Annotated in this window: 20 protein-coding genes; 8 read left to right on the plus strand and 12 right to left on the minus strand. The window is 42.3% G+C overall.

Annotated features, from left to right (window positions below):
- The first annotated feature begins 5 nt into the window (after positions 1–5).
- A complete protein-coding gene (locus TH606_RS03415) occupies positions 6–1,439 on the plus strand; it encodes a cobyric acid synthase (protein WP_068541302.1) in 1,434 nt (477 codons plus the stop codon).
- Here the strand turns inward: TH606_RS03415 and TH606_RS03420 are convergent.
- A complete protein-coding gene (locus TH606_RS03420) occupies positions 1,432–2,754 on the minus strand; it encodes an SAM-dependent methyltransferase (protein WP_231887730.1) in 1,323 nt (440 codons plus the stop codon). The two genes, TH606_RS03415 and TH606_RS03420, sit on opposite strands and share 8 nt — an antisense overlap.
- A gap of 126 nt (positions 2,755–2,880) precedes the next feature.
- Between TH606_RS03420 and TH606_RS03425 the strand changes: the two genes are divergently transcribed.
- The 3 genes from TH606_RS03425 to cydB are packed head-to-tail and all read left to right on the plus strand — an operon-like array spanning position 2,881 to position 5,719.
- Positions 2,881–3,291, plus strand: coding sequence for an RrF2 family transcriptional regulator (locus TH606_RS03425; protein ID WP_068541303.1), 411 nt, complete (start codon positions 2,881–2,883; stop codon positions 3,289–3,291).
- A 16-nt stretch (positions 3,292–3,307) separates the two neighbouring features.
- Complete coding sequence (locus TH606_RS03430) at positions 3,308–4,663, plus strand: cytochrome ubiquinol oxidase subunit I (protein WP_068541304.1); 1,356 nt, start codon at positions 3,308–3,310, stop codon at positions 4,661–4,663.
- Between the two features lie 18 nt (positions 4,664–4,681).
- Positions 4,682–5,719, plus strand: a complete 1,038-nt coding sequence (cydB, locus tag TH606_RS03435) for a cytochrome d ubiquinol oxidase subunit II (protein ID WP_068541305.1) — start codon at positions 4,682–4,684, stop codon at positions 5,717–5,719.
- 47 nt (positions 5,720–5,766) lie between these two features.
- Here cydB and TH606_RS03440 read toward each other — a convergent pair whose 3' ends face one another.
- Both TH606_RS03440 and TH606_RS03445 read right to left on the minus strand, forming a co-directional pair.
- Entirely contained in the window at positions 5,767–7,122 is a 1,356-nt protein-coding gene (locus tag TH606_RS03440; protein WP_068541306.1) for a nicotinate phosphoribosyltransferase, read from the minus strand.
- On the minus strand, positions 7,119–7,634 hold the full coding sequence (locus TH606_RS03445) for a cysteine hydrolase family protein (RefSeq protein ID WP_068541307.1): 516 nt from the start codon (positions 7,632–7,634) through the stop codon (positions 7,119–7,121). The genes TH606_RS03440 and TH606_RS03445 overlap by 4 nt, the downstream gene beginning before the upstream one ends.
- A gap of 407 nt (positions 7,635–8,041) precedes the next feature.
- On the opposite strand from TH606_RS03445, the gene TH606_RS03450 reads away from it, so the two are divergent.
- The 3 genes from TH606_RS03450 (at position 8,042) to TH606_RS03460 (ending at position 12,114) form a co-directional block, all read left to right on the plus strand.
- Positions 8,042–9,196, plus strand: a complete 1,155-nt coding sequence (locus tag TH606_RS03450) for an HDOD domain-containing protein (protein WP_068541308.1) — start codon at positions 8,042–8,044, stop codon at positions 9,194–9,196.
- Positions 9,197–9,325: 129 nt separating this feature from the next.
- On the plus strand, positions 9,326–9,547 hold the full coding sequence (locus TH606_RS03455; protein WP_068541309.1) for a hypothetical protein: 222 nt from the start codon (positions 9,326–9,328) through the stop codon (positions 9,545–9,547).
- 53 nt (positions 9,548–9,600) lie between these two features.
- Positions 9,601–12,114, plus strand: coding sequence for a PAS domain S-box protein (locus TH606_RS03460; protein WP_068541310.1), 2,514 nt, complete (start codon positions 9,601–9,603; stop codon positions 12,112–12,114).
- Between the two features lie 220 nt (positions 12,115–12,334).
- Here the strand turns inward: TH606_RS03460 and TH606_RS03465 are convergent, their stop codons facing one another.
- The 7 genes from TH606_RS03465 to TH606_RS03495 all read right to left on the minus strand — a co-directional run bounded on the left by TH606_RS03465 (position 12,335) and on the right by TH606_RS03495 (position 19,931).
- Complete coding sequence (locus tag TH606_RS03465) at positions 12,335–13,879, minus strand: ATP-binding protein (RefSeq protein ID WP_068541328.1); 1,545 nt, start codon at positions 13,877–13,879, stop codon at positions 12,335–12,337.
- Positions 13,880–14,289: 410 nt separating this feature from the next.
- Complete coding sequence (gene dapB / locus TH606_RS03470; RefSeq protein WP_068541311.1) at positions 14,290–15,093, minus strand: 4-hydroxy-tetrahydrodipicolinate reductase; 804 nt, start codon at positions 15,091–15,093, stop codon at positions 14,290–14,292.
- 11 nt (positions 15,094–15,104) lie between these two features.
- Positions 15,105–16,034, minus strand: coding sequence for a 4-hydroxy-tetrahydrodipicolinate synthase (gene dapA, locus TH606_RS03475; protein ID WP_068541312.1), 930 nt, complete (start codon positions 16,032–16,034; stop codon positions 15,105–15,107).
- A gap of 16 nt (positions 16,035–16,050) precedes the next feature.
- Positions 16,051–16,914, minus strand: coding sequence for a diaminopimelate epimerase (dapF, locus tag TH606_RS03480; protein WP_068541313.1), 864 nt, complete (start codon positions 16,912–16,914; stop codon positions 16,051–16,053).
- Positions 16,915–16,943: 29 nt separating this feature from the next.
- Positions 16,944–18,203: a diaminopimelate decarboxylase gene (gene lysA, locus TH606_RS03485; protein WP_068541314.1), complete on the minus strand. Its 1,260-nt coding sequence runs from the start codon at positions 18,201–18,203 to the stop codon at positions 16,944–16,946.
- A gap of 130 nt (positions 18,204–18,333) precedes the next feature.
- On the minus strand, positions 18,334–18,876 hold the full coding sequence (locus tag TH606_RS03490; protein WP_068541315.1) for a hypothetical protein: 543 nt from the start codon (positions 18,874–18,876) through the stop codon (positions 18,334–18,336).
- A gap of 20 nt (positions 18,877–18,896) precedes the next feature.
- Entirely contained in the window at positions 18,897–19,931 is a 1,035-nt protein-coding gene (locus TH606_RS03495; protein ID WP_068541316.1) for a fibronectin type III domain-containing protein, read from the minus strand.
- Positions 19,932–20,030: 99 nt separating this feature from the next.
- Between TH606_RS03495 and trpC the strand changes: the two genes are divergently transcribed.
- On the plus strand, positions 20,031–20,810 hold the full coding sequence (gene trpC, locus TH606_RS03500; RefSeq protein ID WP_068541317.1) for an indole-3-glycerol phosphate synthase TrpC: 780 nt from the start codon (positions 20,031–20,033) through the stop codon (positions 20,808–20,810).
- Here the strand turns inward: trpC and TH606_RS03505 are convergent.
- Together TH606_RS03505 and TH606_RS03510 are read right to left on the minus strand one after the other, a co-directional pair.
- Positions 20,788–21,159, minus strand: a complete 372-nt coding sequence (locus TH606_RS03505) for a DUF2752 domain-containing protein (RefSeq protein ID WP_068541318.1) — start codon at positions 21,157–21,159, stop codon at positions 20,788–20,790. The genes trpC and TH606_RS03505 overlap by 23 nt on opposite strands.
- Positions 21,159–21,572 carry a DUF4234 domain-containing protein gene (locus TH606_RS03510; RefSeq protein ID WP_068541319.1) on the minus strand — a complete coding sequence of 138 codons (414 nt, stop codon included), beginning with the start codon at positions 21,570–21,572 and terminating at the stop codon, positions 21,159–21,161. The genes TH606_RS03505 and TH606_RS03510 overlap by 1 nt, the downstream gene beginning before the upstream one ends.
- Between the last annotated feature and the right edge of the window lie 232 nt (positions 21,573–21,804).

Genomic DNA, 21,804 nt, shown 5'->3' on the forward strand with positions numbered 1-21,804 from the left:
CTTTAATGGCGGCCAAGGCCTTAGCCGTCCTGGGAACAATGTCATCGGTGGGCAAAAGTTTGCTCACCGCCATCATTTCCCACCATTTTGCTAAAAAGGGCTTTAAAGTCTCACCTTTTAAGGCCCAGAACATGTCGCTTAACGCCTTTGCTACTGCTGAAGGCGAAATGGCTTATGCCCAGGTCTTTCAGGCCTGGGCGGCTGGCCGTAAGCCCAGTGTAAAGATGAACCCCCTTCTCTTAAAACCTTTAGGGAACATGACCTCTGAAATTATTTTTCTGGGGAAAACGCAGGGCATTTTACCTTCGGGAGAATTCCAAAAATTCAAGGCCCGTTACAAAAAACAGGTTTTTGCCGTATTTGAAGAAGTTTTAGAAGAAAATGACCTGGTAATAATTGAAGGAGCTGGCTCGCTGGCTGAACTCAATCTCCTTAAAAACGATTTCGTGAATTATGAAATAGTTTTCCGCTACCAAATCCCTTTTCTGCTGGTAGGAGATATTGACCGCGGTGGCATCTTTGCCCAGATATGGGGAACTTACGAACTGGTGCCAGAACTCAAGGCGCTTTCAGTTGGTTTTGTAATTAATAAGTTTCGCGGAGCACCAGAGCTTTTTGCAGAAGGGCTTAAAATCCTTGAAGAAAAAACCCAAAAGCCCTGCCTCGGGCTTTTGCCTTTTTTGCCTTCGGGGCTATTTGAAGAAGATAGCGCCTCTTTAGGGCCTCCTCACGAAAAATTCAGCTCTGAACCTAAAAAAATTAAAATAGCCGTGATTTATTATCCTCATATTTCCAATTATCTTGATTTTGACCCCTTAAAAATAGAACCAGATGTAGAAGTGGTTTTGACGGCTGACCCAAAAGAACTTTCAAAGGCCCACGTGATTATTCTTCCAGGCAGTAAAAACACCATGGCAAGTCTTAACTTCCTTAAGGAAAAAGATCTTTTTGAGGCCATAAAATCACTTTCTCACCAAAAGATAATTTTGGGGCTCTGTGGTGGCTTTCAAATCCTTGGTCAAAAGATAAGCGATGAAGGGATAGAAAACTATGGCCAGGTAGCAGGCCTTGCGCTTTTGCCCCATGAAACGCATTTTTACCGTCCTAAAATTGCCAGTTCCAGAGAAATAATTTTGAACTGGCCCTTTTTCCAGGGGAAACTGAGAGGATTTGAAATTAGATACGGGCGAAGTTTTTTAGAAGGAGAAGAAATATCACACTTATTTGAAAGGAATGTTTTTGGCGCCTACCTTCATGGAGTCTTTTATGATGACGATTTTCGACACGCCTTTCTTTCTTACGTCAGAAGTTTACTGGGGTTTAAGCCTCAAACCAAAAGAAGCTTTCATAAATTTGTTCAGGAACAAATAGAAAAAATTAGCAAGGAAAAGGCCTTTAAAAATTTTTTGACCCGGCTTGAAAAAGTCCTTCTTACTTAAGGATATCCCAGTTCAAGTAAATGTCTTCTCTGGTTAGAGGCAGGTCATTTTCGCCTCGTTCACGGTTTTTAACAAGTAGTGTCTGAAAAACGCTTTGTTCATTAATGGAAAAGGCGTAAGCAGAACCTGCCATATAAAGCCGCCACACCCGGTAAGTGGGTTCATCTACAATCTGGCGTACTTTATCATAATTGTTTTCAAGGTTCTTTACCCAGTTACGCAAAGTAAGAACATAATGTTCCCTTAAAGACTCAACATCTCTTATTTCAAAGCCTATCTTTTCAGCTATGGTGAGCGTTTTATAAATGGGCACAAGCTCACCATCAGGAAAGACATAGCGATCAGTGAAAGACCATCTTTTTATGCGCCAGCTCCAGTCAGCGGCGATTCCGTGATTAAGAAATAGGCCTCCAGGTTTTAAAAGCTTCCAGGCCTTGCGGAAATAAGTCCAGAGTTTGGAGCTCCCTACGTGTTCAAACATGCCAATGCTTACCAGCTTGTCAAAAGGTTCTTTTTCATCAACCTGGCGATAGTCTAAAAGGCGAACTTCAGCCAAGTCCTCAAGACCTTCTCTTTTTATCCACTCCTGGGCAAATTTTGCCTGATTTTCACTAAGGGTAATACCAAGAATTTTGACCCTATATTTCTTGGCCGCATAGATAACAAAACCTCCCCAGCCACAACCTATGTCAAGCACTCGCTCTCCTGGCCTTAAACGCAATTTGCGACAAATTAGCTCCATCTTGTTTTTCTGCGCAGTAGCCAAATCGTCTTCATAGCTCCTGAAATATGCACAGGAATAAACCATCATGGGGTCAAGGTAGCAGGCGTAAAATTCAGGAGGTAGATCATAGTGATAGGAAATGGCCTGCTTATCTCTTTCTATGGAGTGAACTTTTCCTTTAAGTTTAGCCGCCCCACGGCCTTCAAGACGTCTGGCTCGACGGGCTGACATCCTAAGCTTAAAAACTTTTCGCCAAAACGTAGGGCTGGTCAAAAAGCGAGGATAAATTTTTCGCAAATACTCACCTAGCGGGAACACAGCGTAAATGTCACCCTCAAAATCCAAGTCATCGTATATGTAAGCTTCGCCGAATCGGACATCCGTGGGAAAAGCCAACAAGTGTGCCAGAATACCAGGATTCTTAATGACAATAGTAACTTTAGGTTCTTCTAGACCAGGAGGATTCCATTCCTCTCCTGTCCAGAAACGGACTTTAAAATAAGCCGGCTTTAAATCCCTAAAAACTTGATCAAGAAGGACCACATTTTCAGAGATAAGCCTCTGTTCCATCATGTTTAAAAAAATAAACATTATGTTCAAGTGGACAAGTGGCTTAAAAAATTTTGCCTGTCCCCAAAATCCAAAATTAAATTGGGGCTTGCCAAAAAAACATAAATAGGATAATTAGGACCTAAATTGACCGCTTAAGGAGGAAAGATGCGTATCAGCCGGGCCACAGACTATGGCGTACGCTTGGTGGTTTATCTGGCCGAAAAACCTGAACAAATTGTCCCACGCAGTGAAGTTGCCCGCGAAATGGAAATACCCAGCGAATTTCTGGCCAAAATAGCGCAAAATTTAGCCAAAGCAGGCATAATAGAAATTAAGCAAGGGCGTTCAGGGGGATACCTTCTCCGTCGCGATCCCAGCGAGCTCACCCTGCTAGAGGTAGTAGAAGCCCTTGAGGGAGAAATTTGTTTAAACGTGTGTGTAGGGCGCCCAGAAGCATGTTGCCTGAGCAACCGCTGTAAAGTTCACCTGGTATGGGAAGCTGCCCGCGACGGTTTAAGAAAATTGTTACAGGGTATTCCCGTGGCCAAATTAAAGTTTAACTTTAAACAAAAATAACTCAGGAGGTGGGAAGATGTTTGATGTTGTTTTGCTTTCACGGCTACAATTTGCCGTGGCTACTTTGTTTCATTTTCTTTTTGTTCCCCTAACTTTAGGTCTTTCTCTCCTTACAGCCATTTATGAAACACTTTACGTTAAAACAGGAGACGAAGACTACAAGCGAGCAGCCAAGTTTTGGGGGAAACTTTTTCTGATTAACTTTGCCCTGGGAGTAGTTACAGGTATTACCCTTGAGTTTCAATTTGGTACAAACTGGTCTCGTTATTCCATGTATGTAGGGGATATTTTTGGTTCTCTCCTGGCCATTGAGGCCACTCTGGCTTTTTTTCTGGAATCTACTTTTATTGCCGTCTGGCACTTCGGCTGGAATCGCCTGTCACCAAAGCTTCATGCCCTCTGTATCTGGCTCGTAGCTATCGCTTCAAACATCTCTGCCCTGTGGATTCTTCTGGCCAACGGCTGGATGCAGAATCCGGTAGGCTATGTGCTGCGTAACAACCGGGCTGAGCTGGAAAGCTTTTGGGCCGTTATAACCAATCCTTTTGGCTGGCTCGAATTTTTCCACACTACAGCTGCTGCTTATGTCTTAGCTGGATTCTTTGTATTGGGAATTTCTGCCTGGCACTTAATTCGTAAAAATGAGGTTACCTTCTTCAAGAAGAGCTTTCGGGTGGCGGCTATCTGGACTTTTGCCTTTTCTGTCTTTCTGGTAATCAATGGTGATATTCACGGAAGCCATGTGGCTCACACCCAGCCAACCAAGCTAGCGGCCATGGAATCCCTGTGGGAAACCCAGAGAGGTGCCCCTCTTTATCTTTTAGTTATCCCTGATGAAGAAAATGAACGCAATAAAGTGGAATTTTTACCAATTCCCAAGCTTTTGAGCTTTATCTCTTACCATGACTTCAACGCCGAAGTAAAAGGCCTTAAAGAATGGCCAAAAGAAGAAAGGCCTCCAGTAGCCATAACTTTCTGGTCATTTAGAATAATGGTAGGCCTTGGTTTTCTTTTTGTTCTAATGAGTCTCTGGGCCTTTTTGAAAAGAAATAATCCAGAGAAAGAGAAAACCCTTTTGCGCCTCCTTCCCTGGATAATTCCTTTGCCCTATCTGGCCTGTGAGCTAGGCTGGATTGTAGCTGAAGTTGGACGTCAACCCTGGATTGTTTACGGCCTAATGAAAACCGCTGAAGCGGTTTCTCCCGTAGCACCGGTTCAGGTGGCTATTTCTCTGGTAGCTTTTATTCTTGTTTATACCTTTTTAGGGCTGGTTGACTTTTATCTGCTTTTCAAATTTGCCAGGAAAGGCCCTGAACCCAAAGAAACTGAAAGTGCTACTGAATTAACTTCTGAGCAGCCAGTAACTACATAAGAAAGGAGGGATGGAGAGATGGAACAAAATATTTTTCAGATAATCTGGTTTATTTTGTGGGGAGTTCTCTGGGCTGTTTATTTTATGCTTGATGGTTTTGATTTCGGCATAGGTATGCTTCTCCCTTTTGCCGCCAAAAATGACACAGAAAGGCGCATTATGTACAATTCGGTAGGGCCGGTCTGGGATGGTAACGAAGTCTGGCTTATTACCGCTGGAGGCGCCACCTTTGCCGCTTTTCCCACTACTTACGCCGTTATGTTCAGTGCTCTTTATACCCCTCTTTTGTTGATTCTTTTTGCCTTAATTTTCAGAGGGGTAGCTTTTGAATTTAGAGGAAAAGAAGAAAGCCCTCTCTGGCGGACAGTTTGGGACGTTTGCCTGGTGCTTGGCAGTTTTTTGCCCTCCCTTCTATTTGGGGTAGCCTTTGCCAACTTCTTTAAAGGTCTTCCCATTGATGCCAATGGTATTATGCATGGCAATACCCTTACCCTTTTAAATCCATACGGACTGCTAGGCGGCCTTCTTTTTGTAGTAATGTTTATCGTACACGGAGCCCTCTGGTTAGCCGTTAAAAGTAACGGAGATTTACAAAAAAGAGCTAAGAAAATTGCTGAACGCTTCTGGGTGCTAGAAATGGTGCTGGTCCTGGTCTTTTTAATAGCAACAGGTTTAGTAACAGATATCTGGGCAAATTACTTTAAGTATAAGTGGTTACTGGTAATACCTGCAGCGGCTTTAGTGGCCTATTTTGCTATACCAGCCTTTCTTTCTCGGGCTGCTTACTGGTATGCCTGGTTTGCTTCTTCAGCGGCTATAGTTTTTACAGTAGCCTTCGGCATAGCTGGCCTTTTTCCGCGCCTTATCCCTTCAAGCCTTAATCCTGAATGGAGCTTGACTATTTATAACTCTTCCTCAAGCCCACTCACCCTCAAGGTTATGACGGTAGTAGCTCTTGTCTTTGTACCCCTGGTAATTGCCTATCAAATCTGGACTTACAAGCTCTTCAGCGAAAAGATTAAACCTGACTTTCTTAAAACCGAAGAAGCCTATTAAAACTAAGCTCCGAGGAGGCTCTGCCTCCTCGGAGGAAAATTACCCGGTTAAATCAGTTCTTTGCGCCGTATTTCCTGTTCTACCGCCTTTTGCAGGCGAGCCAGTTGAGAAGACATTTCTACCGGATAAAACCCTGCTTCTGAAGGCTTAACAGCCTTAAGCTTATCAGGTAAACACTCAAGAGCTTCCTGAATATAATTTCTTATTTCTTCAAGTGCCGGCTCTGGTTTCAGCCTTTTGCCTTTTTCCATCACTTTTTCTAACAGAGGCCTGGCCCCAAAGGCTTCCTCCCGCAAAGCTACCAGATCTTGCTGAAAAAGGCCTTCTTTTTTGAAGCGAAATACCTGTTTTTCTCCAGGTAAAGTCTTTTTCCCTGAAGAAAGCTTTACTACTGGACGACCGTCGTAACAAGCCAGCTTATAAGCAGCATCAAGGTAGGGTGCATCTGCCGAGACTCCCACTTTAGTCCCCACTCCAAAGGCATCTATAGGTGCACCCTCTTTGAGGAGCCTTTCTATCTCGTATTCATCCAGGCCGCCGCTTACAAAGATTTTCACGTAGGGAAGCCCTGCCTCATCTAAAAGACGCCTGACCTCTTTAGCCAGGTAGCCTATATCTCCGCTATCAAGCCGAACCCCTTTAAGGCGTTTTCCCTGGGCCTCAAGCTTTTTGGCCAGGGCTATGGCCTTTTTAGTGGCGGTTAGGGTATCGTAGGTATCCAGCAAAAGGACCGTGTTTTCTGGAAAAACCTCGGCAAAGGTACTAAAGGCTTCTGCTTCAGAAGAAAAACTTTCAATAAAAGAATGAGCCATAGTCCCGGTCACTGGTATTCGGTAAAGCTTCCCGGCAAGGGTATTGCTGGTAGCGGAAAAGCCCACCAGAAAAGAATTTCTGGCTACCTTTAAGGCGGCTTCAATTCCGTGAGTGCGTCTGGCTGAAAAATCAACCACCGTACAACCGTTAGCGGCCAGCACACTCCTTACAGCCTTGCTGGCTATAAGCGAGTTAAAACACAAAGAATTTATTACAAAGGTTTCAATAAGCTGGGCCTGAGGCAAAGGAGCAGTTATTTCTAATACTGGTTCCTCAGTAAAAAAAATAGTGCCTTCTGGCATTGCCCAGACGTCACCTGTAAACCGCAAATCTTTTAAAAAATCCAGAAAAACTGGTTTAAAGAGCCCTAAACTTTCAAGATAAGCCAGGTCATCCTCTGAGAAAGAAAAGGCTTCCAGAGCAGAAAGGACTTCTTCGAGTCCGGAAAAAATAAAAAATCGCCAGTTTTTGGGATAGCTTCTAACAAAAAAAGAAAAAGTTGCCGGCGCAAACATTTCTCGCTCAAAATAAACCGCCGCCATGGTAAGCTCGTAAAGGTCAGTGAAAAGGGCAGGAATTTTATTATTCATAGGATTTTAGCTTTGTAAATTCGTTCCATTCGTTTGAGGGCAAAGGCGTGCATTTCTTTATCAAAATCACCTACACAGTCTTTAAAAACAACAACTTCAAAATCACGGAAAAAGGCGTCCGCTGCCGTATCCATCACACAAATGCTGGTGCAAACACCAGTTAGACAAACTGTTTTTACCCCAGCCTGACGAAGTAACTCCTCAAGAGGGGTTTTGAAAAAGCCACTAAACCGTGTTTTAGGGATTATTTTATCTCCTGGCTCTGGTTTAAGCTCAGGAATTATTTCTGCTCCCCAGGAACCAGCTACGGCATGAGACGGAAAGGCCAAAAATTCCGGGTCATCTGGAGCGTGCTGGTCACAAAGATAAAAAATAGGGCTTCTGGCCAAACGAAATTCTTCAAGCTTTACTTGAATCGGCTTTATGATACTTCTTACCTCTTCACCGCAAAATAAAGCTCCTTTCGGGTCCAAAAAGTCATTTATCATGTCTATTACGAGTAAGGCCTTCATTTGTCTAGTTAATTAGTCAAAAAAGTTTTTTCTGACAACCTCTTTTTAGGAAGACTTTTCAAAAATTTTTGCTATTCTTAGCCACCCTATCTGTCCCTGAACTTTTCATAACCTCCTCTCATCGTAATATTAATGGGAGCACAAAACATATGACAACCCTAGGGCTGTTATTGCAAGCCCTCCCCACTAAGTCATTACAAGCCACGAAGTGGCGAAGCAATCCAAGAGATTGCCACAGCGACTGTTTCCCTCGCGATGACATTTTGCAATATAAAAATTACTCTCATTAATAACGAGGATTTAATAACGAGGATTTTTTAGGAATTTTATGAAGGGATATTTTATTCTCAGTTTAAAAACTAAACTTTTCCATTTTTGGGCCGATAAAGAGATGGAAAGAGGGGAAAATGCCTTATCCATACTTTGTAATTAGCATAATAATATCCTTTTTTTTAATAGGGGTAATTATATGGAAGAGGAGTAAGGCCTCTCAGGAGAATATTTATATCTCTTCCAGGCAAAAACAAAATAAAAAACATTTTAAAAATTTAAACAATTTACCTAATGAAGTAAAAGCCAATAAGATCTATTACCAAAGGCTTTTAAAAAAGAAAGAAGCTTTAAAGACATATAGTTTAAAAGAATACGCCATAACAACTTCTCGAACCCTCAATGACAACCAAAAGGAATTTTTATACACTGAACTAAAAAAATTTCCTTTGCCTTCTGGGGCTGCCTGGCAGCTTTCAGAAATGCTGCGAGACCCTATGGTAGATTCTAAAGAGGTAGCCGCCCTTGCCTCAACAGACCCTGTTATTTCAGGAAGGCTTTTGGCACTGGTAAATTCAGCTTATTTTCGCCCTTCTTCAGGTAAAGAAATTACTTCTATACACCACGCTATACTTTATCTGGGATTTAATCAGGTAAGGAATTTGCTTTTCCAGCTAATGCTTGAGCAAACAGTAAATAAACACTCTCCATTATCTAAAGAAGAAGTAAATAAAATCTGGTTGCACTCTGCCACAGTTTCGGTAGCCGCCGGGGAAATTGCTAAAAAATTCCAGGATCCTCCGGGCTTGGCTCTTACCGCAGGACTCATGCATGACGTTGGTAAATTTTTCTTACCTTATTTTAAGCAGGAAGAAACAGGAGGATTACTTTTACACGAAGATACTGAAGAACTACCTCCTGTTATCGCTGAAGAAAATGCTACTGGTTTTAATCATCAAGTTATTGGAGAGGTGCTTTGCTATATCTGGAGGCTGCCCAAAGAAATAGCCACCACTGTAGCTTTTCATCATTTTGGTGATTATTCACACTTTAAAAAACTTCCTAAGCGCACTCAAAAAGTTATTATTACTGTAGCCTTAGCTGACTACATTTGCCATCTTTTGGGATATGCTGATGAAGAAAAATATCTTTATCTCATTTCTGAAGAAGCTTTAAAGACCTGCGGCTTCCCTTCTCATCCGGAATTTTTGATAACTCCATCTCTGGAAAAAGAAATAGAAAAGATGATAAATCTTTTAAAAGGTTACTCTTCTAAGGGGCTTAAACTTTAATAATACATACAAAATATATACAGAAACTATAGAAATCATCTTATTTATATAAGAAAAAACATAGTTTTTTAATGCTTCGCCGTAAAAAATATTTACCAAAATAGTAAAACAATATTATTATGAGTAAAAATGAATCAAATTATGAATAAAATTGAATCAAAAAGTTATACACATGCTTATTTATCAATGGAAGCATTTTTATACTACGGGGTATCACCGCAAGGCGGCGTAGTCGCTGTGGTGATCTTAAATTTCTTGGGGATCACTCGGGGAAGAGATTGCTTCGCCACTTCGTGGCTCGCAAAACCACAATATGACGAGGTGGGGAACGTAGCTCGCAATGGCGGGTAAAAACCGGGGCCAATGGCAAAGAAAGAATATGGGCTTATATAAATTTTGCTTCTATGAAGCTAAAGAGTTTTAATCCTGAATTTTTTGAGCTTTTGCCAGACGGGGTAATGATTCTTGACGTTAAGGGGAATATTCTTTACGCCAACAAAGCCCTGGCTGAAGTTGTTAAAAAACCTCGTTTTAAGATAATAGGCAGGCCTTGTTACGAAGTTATTCACGGAGAAAATTGCCCTCCAGATTTTTGCCTGAGGAGTAAAGCTTATAAAGAGCAAAAGGCTTGCTGCCAAAGCATGGTTGAGCCTCATCTTGGTACCAGGCTCTGGTGCTATGTAACCCCTATAAAAGAAGACGACAAGCTGGTAGGCTGGCTCCACATTGTTAGAAAACTTGAGGTGGAAGACTTCTGGCTTCATTTTGTCAAAAAAACAGGAGAGATTTTCCCAGGCCTTTTTTACATTGTGGACCAACACTTTCGCATTGTTTTTGCCAATGAAAAATTTAAAGCCTTAAGCAATAAAGAGGTTATTGGAGATAAGTGCTATAAATTGCTTTTTGGGAAAGAAACTCCCTGTGACTTTTGTGTGCATGAAGACTGTTTTAAAGAAAAAAGACACTTTGCCCGGGAAATAAAGCTACAAGCTGATAACCGATGGTACCTAATGCTTTCTGCCCTGGTAACCACTGCTAAGTTTAATCCATACAGAATAATCTATCTATTAGACATTGATGCCCAGAAAAAGGCCGAGGAGAGATTTAAGCGTCTTTTTGAAGATATTCCCGTAGCCGTTGCCATAAGCGATCCAGAAGGCCGTATTCACATGGTTAATCAAGCCTTTAGAAAGCTTTACCAGATACCAGAAAATTTTGATGTAACCCACCTTAAAGCTCAAGACTTTTATGTGAGAAAAGAAGACAGAGAAAAGTTTCTGGCCCTTTTAAAAGAAAAAGGTGAAGTCAAACAATATGAAGTTGAACAAAAAAGCCTTACAGGAAACCCATTCTTCGTAGAAATAACCTCAAAACTGGTAGAAGAAGACGGCAAAACTTATATATGGAATATTCTTTACGATATTACTCCATTAAAGAAGATACAGGAGGCTCTTCTAGAAAGCGAGTTTCTTTTTCGTTCCCTGTCCGAAGAGTCCCCTCTCGGAGTTGTTTTAATGGATGAGGAGGGGAAGATTACCTACTTTAACCCAAAGGCAGAAAAGATTTTTGGCTATAAAAAAGAAGAGATAATAGGGCGAGACCTCCATTTGACTCTTGTCCCTGAAAAGTACCACCTAAAATACAAGTCAAGCTTTAAAGAAGTTATCAAAACCGGAAAAAGTAAGCTGGCCGGAAAAAGAGTTGAACTTGAAGCCAGAAGAAAAGACGGCTCAGTCTTCCCGGTGGAAATATTTTTTAATGTGCTTAATCTTCCCAACCACAGGCTTTTTCTCGGCCTGGTGCAGGACATATCCGAGCGCAAAAAACTTGAAGAGGAACGCATTAACCTTGAAAAACACAGAGCACTGGAATTAATGGCTGGAGGAGTTGCCCACGACTTTAATAATCTCCTGGCCTCTCTAATGCTAAACCTTGACCTTGCGAGACAGTTTTCCAGGGATGAAAAAGTAATAGAAATACTTACACGCAGCCAGGAAGCTATAAAAGAAGCCCAGAGACTTTCACAGAGGTTACTCCTTTTCGCCAGGGGAGATATACCCCAACCAGAAGATGTTTCTTTAAAAGAGTTTCTGAAAGATATAATAACATTTCTTCTACGGGGGTCTTCTATAAGGCTCCATCTAGAAATACCTGATGATCTTCCTCCAGTAAAAATGGACCCTGCTCATCTTTCCCAGATAATACAGAACCTGGTAGTGAACGCCAAAGAAGCCATGCCTGAAGGAGGGACTATTTTTATTCAGGCCGAAAGCCTTGATGATAAAGTTGTTCTTATTATCAGGGATACCGGGCCTGGTATCCCTGAAGAATCTTTGCCTTACATATTTGAACCAGGTTTTACTACCAAAGAGACTGGTACCGGCCTTGGCCTGGCTACTGTTAAAGTCCTGGTAGAAAGGGCTGGAGGAGAAATAGAAGTTAATTCTATACCAGGCCAGGGAACAACTTTTAAGCTTGTTCTTCCCAAAGGCAAGGCCCGTTCCAAAAAAGAAGACATTAAAAAAGAAACCTTTTTCCCATCTGCTTCAAAAGCTAAAATCCTGGTAATGGATGATGAGGAATACCTTAGAGATCTTCTTAAAGAAGCCTTAAGTATAAACGGTTTTTCGGTAGAAACTGCCAAAGATGGTCCTGAAGCCCTGGAAAAGTATAGAAATGCCTTATCTAAAGGTAGCCCCTTTAACCTGGTTATCCTTGACCTTACCGTCCCAGGAGGTAAAGGCGGTTTATGGGCCATAGAAAAACTTAAAGAAATAGACCCTAATGTTAAGGCCATTTTATCAACAGGTTATAACAAAGATATTGACCAGGTTCTGGAAAAATATCCCTTTACAGATGTACTGACCAAGCCTTACGACCTTGAAAAACTCTACTCCACTATTGCCAAATACATCTAATCTGTCTAATCATTTCAGGACTTTTTTACGGGGACATCATCCGGAGTTTGACAGTTAATAGGCACACAAAATAGCCCTATTCTTTTATACACAAACATTACAGAAGATTACTAAAATCCTGGCGTGAGTACTAGAGAACTTCTTGAAAGAGAACAATCTGCTATAAAACTTTAAAATAAGTAATTTGAAAATGATTGAAAACTATACCTAAAAATAAGATCTAATATACTACTTCTTCCCACTCAAAGCCCACAATGTTTCTCTCCTTCTTGCTAAACTCAACTCCTATAAGATAAATCTCCTTACACTTGCTATGGTACTTCTCAAAATACCTCCTTTCCTTTAACTGCTTAAGAGCTTTTCCTTCTTCCTCAAGCTCTACAACCTTGAACTCAAAAAAATAACACCTTCCTTCAAACATAACTGCCATGTCAAGCCGCCCATGACTTGTGGCATCCTCCGCCTTTACCTCAACCCCTAATGCTGCAAAATATGCATAAAACACACTGGCATAAAATCCTTCGTATTGATAAAGTTCTGTTTTACGATACCAGTCATGCGGAATAGATGCAAAAAATGATTTAAATGCATCTCTTACTCTGTCAAAATCTTTCCTCTCAAGCGCTAAATAAACCTGATCTAAGTTCTTTTCTTTTTCTATAAGGTCAACAAAAGTGTTTAGAAGATAATTATTAAAACTTAATTTCACTTCAAAGTTAGGCCAGCTTAGCTGATACTTTAAAAGGGCTCTTTTCTTTTTTACATTTTTTATGGTGAGATAGCCTGTTTGAAAAAGCAGGGCTTCAGGATAGATTCTATCAACATCAAAGCTTTCTATAACTTCGTCTCCAAGTTCTAAGTTTTCAAGGGTAGGCACCAGAAGACGCCTCTCAATAATCAGCTTTATAAGAAAAGTGGGAGTGCCTGTTTCAAACCAGTAAGGCCGAAAAATTTTTTCACGAAGAAAAAGGAGGATATCAAAGGGGTTATAGACAGGCTCACCAAGCCAGGAGTAACCATTATACCAGTAGCGAACCTCTTCAAGGTCAACTCCCTCAAGACGATCTGCAAATACCCTCTCAAACTCTCCCTGAGTATATCCACAAATAGTTGCAAAAGAGGGAGAAATAGTTATGTCCTCAAGATTGTTAAGCCCGGAAAAAAGAGAGACTTTGCTGAATTTGGTAACCCCTGTAATAAACACAAACTTGAGATATGGGTCAGCATCTTTTAATACAGAGTAAAAATTTTTTAGCTCTTCCCGAATTTCAATGGCTGTCTCTTTGTTTTCAATATTATCAAGAATGGGTTTGTCATATTCATCTATGAGGACTACCACTTTCTGGTTATACTTCTGGGATAAGGTTTCTATAAGTTCTTTAAAACGACCTTTCAAAGAGGGATATGTCAGAAAGATTTGATAAAACTTTTCATGATCTTTAAGGATTTCTTCAATAGTTATTCTAAGTTCTTTCAAGTTTTTATGCACGCCGCTACCGAAGCTTATGTAGATAACGGGGTATCTGGTGGACCAGTCCCAGTGATTTTCAAGATAGAGGCCGTGGAATAATTCTTTTTTGGCTAAGAAGGCCTGGCGGAGGGTATCAAGGAAGAGGGATTTACCAAAGCGCCTTGGACGGGACAGGAAGAAGTATTTGCCTTCGTCAACCAGTTTTTTGACAAAATGTGTTTTATCAACATAGTAATAATTTTCTGTGCGTATAACTTCAAAGCTCTGAATACCAACAGGAAGCTTTTTTTTCATAAAGTTATTATAACGCACTCGTCTAAATCTGACTAAGATTTTGTTTATTGCCTTCTTACCTTACATAATGTCATCGCAAGGCAACATAGTCGCCGTGGCGATATTGGCTCTCTTCGCTAACACTTGAAGCAGGGATTGCTTCGCCACTTCGTGGCTCGCAATGACGAGAAGAGGAACATAGCTCGCAATGACGAGAAGGGGAACATGGCTCGCAATGACTCCCCCCATTGTCACTGCGAGGAGCGCGCAAGCGCGACGAAGCAGTCTCAGGGATTATCAGATGCTTCGCTCACAATGACTCTCCCTGTTTGTCACAGCGAGGTGATCCTTCGCTTCGCTCGGGACAAGCGAAGCGGTCTCACGGACAAGCGAAGCAGTTTAAAGCTTAGACAATCTTACCAAAACAACTTTTATTTTAGCCCCAATACGTCGTGCATATCATAAACCCCTGGAGATTTACCCACCACCCAGAGGGCTGCCTTCACTGCTCCACGGGCAAAAGTATCCCTGCTGGCCGCCCGATGGGTTAGCTCTATTCTTTCACCAGTTCCGGCAAAATAAACCGTATGTTCACCAACTATTTCGCCAGCCCGAATGGTCTGAATGCCTATTTCCTTTTTAGGACGCTCGCCAATAATGCCTTCCCGACAAAAACGAAAAGTGGATTCATCCCAGCCTAAGGTTCTGGCAATAACATTGGCCAAAGCTATAGCCGTGCCACTGGGAGCGTCTTTTTTCATGCGGTGATGGGCCTCTACAATTTCAATGTCAAAGTCCTCTCCAAGCACCTGGGTAGCCAGTTCTACCAACTTGTAAAGCAAATTTATACCTAGACTCATGTTATAAGCCTGAACCAGAGGAAAATGCTGGCGAGCTAGTTCGTGAATTTCTTCAAGCTCTTCCTTAGAAAAGCCCGTTGTACCTATTACCATGGCTTTACCATACTTAGCATTTATCCTGGCATTGGCCAAAGAGGCTTCGTGGAAGGTAAAATCAATAATCACGTCGCCTTTATCAATGACTTTTTCCAGTGAATCTTCAATAGGAATACCCAGGTTAGGAAGCCCTATGACTTCGCCTACATCTTTTCCCACGGCTGGGCTATCAGGCCTTTCAAAAGCAGCGACAAGCTCTATGCCAGGGGTGTCTAAAATATTGTGAATAATGCGTGTGCCCATGCGCCCGGCCGCACCGGCTACAATAGCTTTAACCATGTCCCCCTCCATTAAATCAGTTTGTAATCTTTAAGGACTTCTTTAAGTTTTTCTAAATTCGCTTCGCTCATGGGAGCAAGTGGCAGGCGAACTTCAGGCGTAGCAATTTTGCCCATAAGATAAAGGGCGGTTTTAGCTGGCACAGGATTGCTTTCCAGAAACATAGCTTTAAACATGGGATAAATCTTTAAATGGAGCTTCCGCCCTTTGTCCCATTTACCTTCTCTGGCTGCTTTCATCATATCTGACATTTCTTTAGGGATCACGTTAGCTGAGGCAGAAATTACCCCATGCCCTCCAAGGGCCATGGTGGTAAAACAGGTAAAGTCATCTCCCGAAAGAAGCAAAAATTTATTACCGCAAAGCCTGATTATTTCCGTGTTTTGCCTCATACATCCAGTAGCCTCTTTAATACCTACGATATTTTTGATTTTGGAAAGTCTTGCCACGGTTTCAGGAGCAAGAGAAACACCGGTACGGCTTGGCACGTTATAAAGAATAAGCGGCATCTTTTTCACCGCTTCAGCCACGGCTTTGTAATGTTGATAAAGGCCTTCCTGGCTCGGCTTGTTGTAATACGGAGTTACCAAAAGGCAGGCATCTACCCCAATATCTGCCGCAAGTTTGGTCATTTCTATGGTTTTAGCCGTATCATTGGTGCCCGTACCAGCAATTACAGGGACACGGCCGTTAGCTATCTCAAGTGTTAATTCATAAAGACGCTTTTTTTCCTCAAGACTTAGAGTGGCTGATTCACCCGTTGTCCCTACCGTCAAAAGACCATCAATCCCTCGGCTAATTTGCCACTCAACCAGGGCCCGGTATGATTCTTCATCTACCTTGCCATCTTTAAAAGGAGTTATCAGGGCAACAATAGCTCCCTCAAGGCCTTTCTTTTTATTGGTTTTGCTGGCTTTACGGCCACACTTACGTGCAGACATATTTTCCTCCTTTAATTTATTCTAAAGCCTCTCTTGACAGAGAAGCTCGATAGACAAAACGGGCCTCACCCTCAAGAAACAAACGGCTCATGTCTTTCAACTCAAAAAAAACCGTAAGGGTTTCTCCACCGCTGGTTTTTACCGTAACCGGAGGTGTTACTAAACCCTTTTTAGCAGCAATAATAGCCGAAGCACAGGCTCCAGTGCCACAGGCAAAAGTTTCTACCTCTACCCCTCGTTCATAAGTGCGGACTTTTAACTCTTTAGGCCCAATAGGGGCCACAAAATTAACGTTAGTGCCAGCAGGAGCAAAAGCAGAATGAAAACGAATTTTGGCTCCCAGACTTTTCACCTCAAGTTTTTCTAATTCCTCAGGAGAAAGGAACAAAACCGTATGCGGCACTCCTGTGTTAACAAAAAACGCCTCATATTTTTGGCCATCAATTTCAAGGCTTAGGTCAAGACGCAAAGAATGAGGTGGAGTAAGTTCAATTTTTACCCTTTTCCCCTTAACTTCTGCCCGAATAAGGCCAGCCAGAGTTTCAAAGGCGTGCTCAGAAGAGCACAAGCCCTCGGCCACGGCAAACCTTGCGGCACAACGGCCACCGTTACCACACATTTCCGCTTCGCTTCCATCTGCATTAAAAAAACGCCAGGAAAAGCAAGCTTCCTGGCTTTTAGGCGGTTCTATCAGTATAAGGCCGTCTGCTCCCACTGAAAAAGCACGCCGGCACAGCTTTCTGGCAAGCTCTGGCCCCCATTCAGCAGGAATGCGCCTCTCAAAGTTGTTGATGAGAATAAAGTCGTTTCCCGAAGCAACCATTTTGGTAAAAGAGAGGCCTTCTAACCGTGCAGGATCAACATCCATATCCTTTTTCATAACAATCTCTCAAAATTCTTCAAGCATTTTTATTTCTCAAGGAAAGGGGGAATCTTTTCTCCAGCTATAAGTCTGGCATAGTTTTCCCTTTTTCTAACCACGTAAAAATCTTTTCCGTTTACCATTACTTCTGGCGGTCTGGGGCGAGAATTATAGTTTGAAGACATGACAAAGCCGTAAGCCCCGGCACTCATAATGGCAAGAAGCTCTCCTGGACGAAGCATGGGAAGCTCTCTATCCCTGGCAAAAAAGTCTCCAGTTTCACATATCGGACCTACCACATCAACTGTTATTTTTGGACGCTCTTTTGAAAGCACAGGGATTATTTCGTGATAAGCCTGATAAAAGGCCGGCCGCAAAAGGTCATTCATAGCCGCATCTACTATCAAAAACTTTTTGGCCGGTGTTTCTTTAAAGTAAAGGACTTTAGTAACTAAAATACCGGCGTTGCCCACCAGCACCCGCCCTGGTTCTAGTATAAGAGTCACGTCCAGGCCAGAAAGTTCCTGTTTAAGGGCCTGGGCGTACTCTCTGGGAGGAGGCGGGGACTCTTCCCCGTAAACAATGCCAAGGCCGCCACCAAGGTCAATATATTTAATCTGTATGTCATACTCTTTAAGCCTATTTACAAAGGCCTTGATCCTTTTTAAAGCCTCAACAAAAGGTGAAATTTCTGTAAGCTGAGACCCGATATGACAATCAACTCCCACTATTTCCAGGTGGGGATGTTCTTTAGCAAAGAGATAGGCCTCAAGGGCGGTTTCAAGGTCTAGGCCAAACTTATTTTTTTTGAGTCCGGTGGAAATATAAGGATGGGTCTTGGGGTCAACATCTGGATTAATTCTCACTGCTACAGGAGCTACCTTGCCCATCTTTTTAGCTACCTGGGCAAGAGTTTTTAACTCTCCCAGGCTTTCTACGTTAAACATCAGGATTCCTGCTTTTAAAGCCTCTCGCATTTCTCTAGGTGTTTTTCCTACCCCAGAAAAAACTATCTTTTTAGGCGACAATCCCGCCTTTAAAGCCCGGTAAAGTTCCCCTCCAGAGACGATATCTGCTCCTGAGCCTTCCTTAGCGAAAAGCCGTAATACCGCTAAATTGGAATTGGCTTTTACCGAATAGCAAATCAAGTGAGGAAGGCCTGAGAACGCTTCATCAAACACCTGGTAATGTCTTTTAAGAGTGGCTGTTGAATAAAGATAAAAGGGTGTGCCTATTTTTCTGGCAATCTGACGCACTGGAACATCTTCAGCGTAAAGTTCACCGTCTTGATAGTGAAAGTGATGCATCTGTTTTCCTGGCTTTCAGGCTGCTAACACGCAACCTGACCCGGGTATTTTTGATCCGCCTTTCAGGATGTCTCGGCCCGGGCTGGCGGTATTTGAGACACCCTTATTTTGCCCAAAAATAAACTACTCCTCATTTTCTCCCAGTGCCGCTATAAAAGCCTTTTTCTAAAATCAGCTGGAAAAAAATTATAGCTCCTTTAACAATTGAATGAGCAGAAAGGGGAACAAAATAAACCGCTTTTGGGCTTGGCCCTGTATTCACCGCCCAACTAGGAGGCGAAACTCCTTCTTTGCGGCACAACCATTCGGCAAGGGAGGCACAAATAGCTTTTACCGTCGGGTTTTCTGTTTCTGGTTCCTTAAGAACTCTCTCTCTCTTAAAAGGCTGCCACTTGAGTTCATTTATTACCGTAAAGATATGTCTCCAATTACGATGTAAGTCCTCCTCAAGGAGACTGGCCAAAAGTGATATAGTCCCCAGAGGGATCTTTTCCATATTATTCTTGGAAAGCTTTTGAGACTTCATTAATGAACTCCCGCCTCTTTTCACCAAGATAGTAATCTGGAAATACCTTGGTAAAGGCCTTTCAACTATTTCACCTACTATTCTTTTTTGCCTGAGATACCCTTCTGGCTGTCTAAAAAGCTCTTTTAAAGTAGCTTCGTTAATCATTTAACCGCTGGCAATATCTCCTAAGGTTCATATTTAACAGACTCTTTTTCCGAAGGAAGACTTTCATTCCTTCGAGGAGAATTATCAACCGCTGTTACCCAGTAAGTGTAAACTCCTGGAGCCGGGGGAATATCAAAAAACCTGGGGTGAGAAATAGGGCTTGGAGTCAACAAAACAGGTTTATTCCCATCTCTCTGGCGATAAACTTTATAGCCTAAAAGGTCCACGGCTCCACTTTTGCGCCAGTACAAAAGGATTCCCTTTTGATGAGGAACAGCCACTAGACCTTCAGGAGGAGGGGGAGGCGAGGTATCTTCAGGCGTTACCCACACTTCTTCACTTTTAGGGCCTTCTATCAAGCTACCCATAAAATTAAAAACAGCGGCTACACTATAGCCGTAGGACTTTCCGTTAACTACCGCTATATCCTGAAAGCTGGTTCCATTTAGCAGCCCTGTAATAGGTTTAGGCAGAACTCTCTGGTCTTTGCGGCGATAGACGCGATAAAGAAAAGAACTCCCTTTTGCTGGGCGCTGGTCCATAAAATTTTTTACTGGAGCCCAGCTTAAAACTACCACGGCGTCACCAGGAATAGCCTTTAAGTTTTTAACTTGCCCTGGGGGGACATGCCAGGCAAAAGGCTTTGATTGTCCAGGATCACTAACACAACGCCAGCCTCTTACGGCGTAAATATAATAAGTATAGCGATATCCTTCCTTGAGATCCCGATCATTAAAATGATAGCGCCTTAAATTCTTAAACATTTCAGAGGAAAAGGGAATCCAGAAATTTTTTTCATGGCGATAATAAGGCGGGAAAAGGCTTTCTTCGTAACGAACAATTCTTACCCCTTCAAGGCCGTCTAAAGGCTCTCCATCAACTTTTTGACGGGGAATATCAAACGATAATTCAGCCCCCCAGAAATGCAAAGTAACTGAAATATTTTTCGGGGCTTCAGGGCGCACAGCCAAAGGCGGTTTAGGAGGAGTTTTTTTACCACAGGCTATTAGACAAAAACTTGTCAGCAAAAGAAAAATCAGAAGTAGTTTTTTCATAGTATTTCTAGAATTTAGCGTAAACAAAAGTAACGGGCAAAAAATTTTTGCCTGTCCCTGCTTTTTTGGCTAAGCTAACTAAAAACCAGGAGGAACCTAATGGAAAACATCCTGGAAAAGATTTTAGCCACCAAAAAAGAAGAAGTCCTTGCTCGTAAAAAGCGAGGGCTTTTTTTCCGCCCTTTCTGGGATTATCCCCGAAAATCTCTTAAACAAGCCCTCAAAAACAAGGACTTCGCCATCATTGCAGAAATTAAAAGGGCCTCGCCTTCTAAAGGACTTATCGCCAAAGAGTTTGACCCCAAAATGATTGCTAAAGTTTATGAACAAGCTGGGGCCGCTGCCATCTCTTGCCTAACAGATGAACCTTTTTTCGGCGGTCATCTGGAGTATCTGGCCGCGGCAAGAGAAGAAGTCAGTCTCCCTATTTTGCGTAAAGACTTTATTATTGACGAAATCCAGCTAGAAGAAGCCAGGGCTTTTGGCGCTGATGCCCTTCTCCTAATCGTAGCTGCCCTTTCTCCTGAAAGGCTAAAAGACCTTTTGAAAGCCACCTACGAGCTAGGCCTTGAAGCCCTGGTAGAAGTACATGACAAAAAAGAACTGGAAATAGCCCTTAATGCCGGAGCCGAAATCATTGGTATTAACAATCGCAATCTTAAAACCTTTGAGGTAAGCCTTGAAACCTCGCTATCTTTAGCCCAAAAAATCCCGGAAGAAGTGGTGCTTGTTTCTGAGTCAGGAATTAAAGACCACACTGACATTTTGCGTTTAAAAGAAGCCGGAATCAGGGCTGCTCTTATAGGCGAAAGCCTTATGCGTGCTCAAAATAAGGAAAGCATGCTGGGCTATCTTCTTAAAGGCCAAAAATTAACCTAAAAGCCCACCAGCCGAGGACTAAAACCAGAAGTAATTCCCAGCCCCTTTTTTTCTGAAACGCTACCAGGGCCTTTTCAGGGAAAATAGCCACAAAAATTAAAAGCCCCCACACCAGGAAAACCAGGGGATTAACAAAAAAAGCCTGCTTTATTTCTCCCTGAAGGAGGAGACGCGTTGCTTCAGTAAGGCCACAACCCGGGCAGGGATAGCCTGTTAGCGTTTTAAAAGGACAGATCCAGGGCAGAGGTAGATTTAATATCCACTTCTGCCCTGAAAAAGATAAAAAAACTAAAAAAATAAAAAGCCCTAAAATTAACCGGAAAAGAGATTTCTCTTGCCAGTAAAGCATTAAATTTTTCTTGCCTGTTTGGCTTTCAGTTCTTCAATAATTAGATTTAGTTCTTTCTGTTGTAAAGCATCGGTGATTATTCCTAAAGAAAGGAGCGTTACCACCAGAGAAATGGCCGGGAGACTTTCGCTTGGAGGGAGGCCATATTTATGCTGTATGCGTACAATGGCACGCCCCATAAGATATTCATGATATAAGTGGTAAAGACCACAGGTAATAATAGTAAATAAAAGCCATTTCCAGAAGTGAAACTCTTCACGCCCCAACAAGAGATTAACGGTTTTAATCTGACGATACTGCCACACCAGCCCCCATATACCACAGGTTATTAAAGTAAGAACAACTTCCTTAACGATGTTAGCCGGCTCAATCTGCTCTTCATAAGGTAAATGCCTTAAATTTTGATTGTCCATTTATTCCCCCTTGATATATATTTTGACAAAATTTCCTCTCAAGGTGACGCAGAGGGAAGCTACCCGGGACAGAGATTGCTTCGCTCCGCTCACAATGACAGGAAAGAGGCCCACCATGTAAAAAGATACTCATAATGCTACGGCCCATCTATTTTATATTTCCCCCAAACAATTAATCGGAATTTATCTGGAAAACAAAAATTTTACTAGCAGGAGACCTTTGGGCCTCCTC

It is taken from the genome of Thermodesulfatator autotrophicus (genome assembly GCF_001642325.1).
GTDB lineage: Bacteria > Desulfobacterota > Thermodesulfobacteria > Thermodesulfobacteriales > Thermodesulfatatoraceae > Thermodesulfatator > Thermodesulfatator autotrophicus.